Annotated in this window: 6 protein-coding genes; all 6 read right to left on the bottom strand. The window is 60.8% G+C overall.

The window, feature by feature from the left end; translation table 11 throughout:
* Positions 1-598, bottom strand: a 598-nt coding sequence (locus NKG95_RS34020) for a GspE/PulE/PilB domain-containing protein (RefSeq protein WP_502914023.1), incomplete at its 3' end; no start/stop codon positions are given.
* Positions 595-1,443, bottom strand: a complete 849-nt coding sequence (locus tag NKG95_RS34015) for a hypothetical protein (protein ID WP_353043849.1) — start codon at positions 1,441-1,443, stop codon at positions 595-597. The genes NKG95_RS34020 and NKG95_RS34015, both read right to left, overlap by 4 nt.
* 65 nt (positions 1,444-1,508) lie before the next feature.
* A complete protein-coding gene (locus NKG95_RS34010; protein WP_353043848.1) occupies positions 1,509-2,057 on the bottom strand; it encodes a hypothetical protein in 549 nt (182 codons plus the stop codon).
* Positions 2,054-2,653: a type II secretion system protein GspM gene (gene gspM / locus NKG95_RS34005; RefSeq protein ID WP_502914022.1), complete on the bottom strand. Its 600-nt coding sequence runs from the start codon at positions 2,651-2,653 to the stop codon at positions 2,054-2,056. Before gspM ends, NKG95_RS34010 begins: the two co-directional genes overlap by 4 nt.
* Before the next feature lie 2 nt (positions 2,654-2,655).
* Positions 2,656-3,702 (bottom strand): PilN domain-containing protein, encoded by a 1,047-nt coding sequence (locus NKG95_RS34000; RefSeq protein WP_353043850.1) that lies wholly within the window; start codon positions 3,700-3,702, stop codon positions 2,656-2,658.
* An 82-nt stretch (positions 3,703-3,784) separates the two neighbouring features.
* The coding region (locus NKG95_RS33995) for a hypothetical protein (RefSeq protein ID WP_353043847.1) at positions 3,785-3,976 on the bottom strand (192 nt) is incomplete at its 5' end.

Genomic DNA, 3,976 nt, shown 5'->3' with positions numbered 1-3,976 from the left:
TGGCTCTCGCGTCGACCGCCTTGTGGATGGTGTCGGCGACAAAGCGGACGATCGGCGCCTCGCGGGCAAAATCCTTCAACCGTTCGAGATCGTCGGGGCCGAAATCCGAGGAGACTGCACCGTCTGCATCAGGTGAAATAGCTTCCTTAGCTGACTGCTCGATCCGGTCGATGCATTCGGTAATCGTGCGCCTTGGCAGTACTCTCAGGGCCGGCGTCCGTTCATAATGAAAGGCCAGCGCATCGATCATAGCCGACGAGAACGGATCGGCGACGGCGACAACCAGCCGCTCGGCGTCCATTTCCAGGGGAAGAATCGCATTTTCACGCAGGTAGATCAGCGGAATGTTTGAAAACAGCTCGGGATTGAACTGCTCCGGAATGTCGACAGGCGACGGTAGGTTCATGAAGCGGCTGAGGCTGCCTGCAAGCTCCTGTTCGCCAATCAGCCCGAGTTCGGTCATCACCGTGTCGAACGGATGCCCCGATGTCTTCGACGCGCCCAAAGCGCGTTGGGCTGCGTGCGCGCTCAGCACTTTCTCGCTTTCGAGAAAAGCGAGAAACGCCTCGACGCCGGAGGTCCGGGCGACCGTGTTCATGACGCCCATTCCCTTACCATCTGCGCTACCTCAGCCCCAAAAAGCGCTTCGCAGTTCGCAGATCTGGAAGGTGTCATCGCTGCGAGGTCGCTGATGTCCGCTGCGGGATTTCCTGAAAGACGCCGAAAGCCTGCCGCGCTGGCCGGGAATTTCTCAACGATAAATCCAGCCTGGCCTGTAATTCCCGATCCATCTCGCCTTGCTGTGACTTGAACGGAATAGGTTGAGGCCTCGGTAGCCCCTTGCGTGATTGAAGCGCTACTCACTGATGCGCCGGCAAGCACGGTTCGAAGGGGGCTCGGAGCATGGTCGAGGCCGAGCGTGCCGCGCTTCGAAAAAACCGTGAAGACATCACGGAGATCATGCAGCGGCGTCGAAGCAAGTGCGGAAAACTCCTGCAGTTCGGAGACGGATTCGAACGGCGCCTCCTTGTTTCGAGCTGGCCCAACGGACGTTGCAGGCTCGGCCCGTTCACCGAAAGCATTCGTGCTGCCCCGGAACTCGATGGCGGCTTTCGCGAGCTCTTCGGACGTCCGCTGATCGAAACCAAGCGATACAAACCCCAACGACAGCAAGCGATCGTCCGCGGCATTGAGGTCGATCAGTCCGCCATGGTGCTGTATCCGGACATCGAAGGTGAATTCCCCCGATTGGCAGGCTGTCGGCGTGGCATCCAGCTTCAGCTTTCCCGCCCCTGGATCGTCCGCCAATTCGCTCGAAACCACATTGGCCAGACCTTCGGCAAGCAGCGACAATCGCTCCTGCTCGACCCCATTGTTGGCGATCATCAACCGTGTTTTTGCCGTCACGGCAAAGGGAACGACGATCGCGGAGACGATCAGCATGAAGACCAGCACGGCAACCAGCGAAAAGCCGGCGTCTGTGCTTTCCTCGCCAGAACGATCGCCGCTCATTGGCCAACGCTCCCGACAGGCTGGCCGTCCTGGACTGACGGATAAAGCGAGAGGCGAGTGATCTTGCCCCCCCGCTCCAATACGGCTTGATTCTTGTCAATCGCCGAAAGCGTCCAACCATCGACGGTCTCGCCATTGCCGTACCAGAAAGCACTTTCGGCTCCCGCGATCCGCAGCAGCGCCTGCGCCGAGCCGCCGTGAATACTGATCCCCAGCAGTGACGGCGCAACTGCCGGTGCAACATTCTGCGCTGCCGGCTGCTCGACCGTCGCGGAAGCCACTTCCACTGGCTGCGGCTCGACCGGCTCGGGCACGAATTGTCTGCGCGTTGGGCTGAAGAGAGGCCGTTCGAAAGTTTCGGTGTAGTCACCGTCCAGATCGGCAATCTGGAGCGATCCCGGCGAGCTCGGTGCCAACGCTCCATCGCGCGCCTTTGCGGAACCGATTGGTGCGGTGTCGACAGGCGTATCGTAGAGCACCAAATTGAACGCAACGAGGGCCGCAATCGCCGCCGCGAGGGCTAGCCCCGCGAATTTGCCGGTCATGGCTTTGCACCGCCAGACGGCGATGCCACCTTCGTCTGCAGAGGCCCATAAAACAGAATCTCGGCAAAAAGCTCCGGATCCCCCGTTCGGCCCGCCGCCGGTCCAACATTCGTCGTCCGCAAGGTGGCTTCTCGAATGAACAAGATCGGAAGCGAGGTTTCGATGGCGAGGATGGCATTGTGGACGCCTTCCAGAGGTCCTGAAAGGTTTGCCCTCAACCCAATGAGATCCAGGCCTGCTTCACTAAGTGCCGGTGCATTGCCGGCCGACAGCACCGTCACGCCATTCGACGCCGCAATCGCATTCAAGCGGGTCTGAAGCCCGCCGCGAATGACGGCTTCGCTTTCGCCTGTCAAGAATTCAGGATTTGCAGCGGCGGCGAGATCGGGAGCGCTGTCGAGGCGCTTTGCCAATGCTGCCACAGCCTGCAACTGGCCGAGAATCTCTCGTTTTTCCTCTATCCCGGCCCTTGCCGAGGCGATGCTGTCAAACGCGATGAACACCACCCAGCCGGCGATGCAGGCTGCCGTCGCCGCGATGGCCAGCGCGATTAGACGGCGGACCATCGGGCGTGCATTGAGGATGTCGGAGAGCATCGTCAGAGCGCTCCGATCTTTGCCGTGATAGTGAAGCGCTCGCCGGCCTGACCCGGAACCTTAACCACAGGTGCCGCGAACTCAGGCGCCGCAAACAGAGGCGATGCGTCGAGCGGCTCGATCAATTCGGCCGCAGAAGTCGAAAAGCCGGTAATGGTTAGCTCGCTGCCCTTGGCAGACAAGTCGGTCAGCCAAGCCGTGTCTGGAAGCAGGTGCGTGAGTTCGGCCCAGACGCGAACCAGTGAGGCAGACGTCTTCTTCTCCTCGCGGATTCTTGTGACCTGCTCGATACCGGTCTGGCGTTTCTGCAACGACGATCGCGCCGCCTTGGCTAGGATTTGAGCGTCGGCGATTTGGGCGTCCAGCTCCGTGCCGGCCTGCCAATAACGCCATTGCGCATGGCTTAAGGTGATGAGCGCTGCGCCAATCAAGATTGAACACGCGACCGTCCAGGCGGTCTTTGCGCTGCGGTCGCGTTTTGTCAGGGGCCAGATGCCGGTCAGGCTGAGTGGATCGGCCCGGAGCGTGCTTCCAGCTTCGGTCAGCAACAGGCATCTGACCGACCCTCCAGCTCGGCGGACCGCTTCGAGGACTGCCACCAGCGTCTTGGTTTTGACGACATGGTAGCGACAGCTCTGTTCCGGACGCGCGGCGAAGACGATATGCACCTGAGCCGGGTCTATCGGCGTTGAGGCCAGCAAGTCGAGTTCGGCCATGGCTCCCGCCTGGCGAAGCGGCAGCCGTCGCGCCGCTAGTTGCCGCGTCAGAAAAAACCCCGGGTGGATCTGGATTTCGAACGTCGGCCGCTTGCGACGAGGCCCGGTCTGGAGCTGCGCGAAGATCTCGTCCGCCGACGCGCTCGGCGGCAAAGGGATGGATTGAAATTCCGGCGCGCCCGCTGCACGCGCGCGGATGCCATCATCCGCTATGCTGACAATCCAGTCACCGGTAGAAGATCGCTTCTGCTTAGGAACAACGCGCAGCCAGACCCCTCGCAGCTCACCGAGCCACCAGTCGAGGAAATCCAGAAATTGCGCGTTGAGTGTCACCAAGACCAGCCGCCCGCCGCCCCAGCTGATTCGCGGCCGAGGTTTTCAGACGAAGATTACAGTTGCTGGTGTGACGCGGATATCAGGGAGAGCGCGGAAGGTTGATTAGCCACAGCTTTGTGGCGGTGAGCTTAGAATAGACGCCGCTCGTTGATTGCGGATGATGGCGGACGGATGGTTCGATGGTTCGGGATTCCGTAGGGGATTCTCGTCTTCGTAAATCCCCGAAGCGGCCGTCAGGAGCATATGAACGTGGTTCGGCATCTGGCATCAC

This window comes from Mesorhizobium sp. M1423 (genome assembly GCF_040317575.1).
Classification (GTDB): Bacteria; Pseudomonadota; Alphaproteobacteria; order Rhizobiales; family Rhizobiaceae; genus Mesorhizobium.
The sequence above is the reverse complement of the archived record's forward strand: the minus strand, read 5'-3'. Positions and strand labels throughout refer to the sequence as shown.

What these genes read in the sequence shown, in the direction of transcription:
- NKG95_RS34015 (WP_353043849.1), bottom strand. Translation starts at nt 1,443, where the DNA reads ATGCTGATCGTCTCCGCGATCGTCGTTCCCTTTGCCGTGACGGCAAAA.
- NKG95_RS34010 (WP_353043848.1), bottom strand. Translation starts at nt 2,057, where the DNA reads ATGACCGGCAAATTCGCGGGGCTAGCCCTCGCGGCGGCGATTGCGGCC.
- gspM (WP_502914022.1), bottom strand. Translation starts at nt 2,653, where the DNA reads ATGCTCTCCGACATCCTCAATGCACGCCCGATGGTCCGCCGTCTAATC.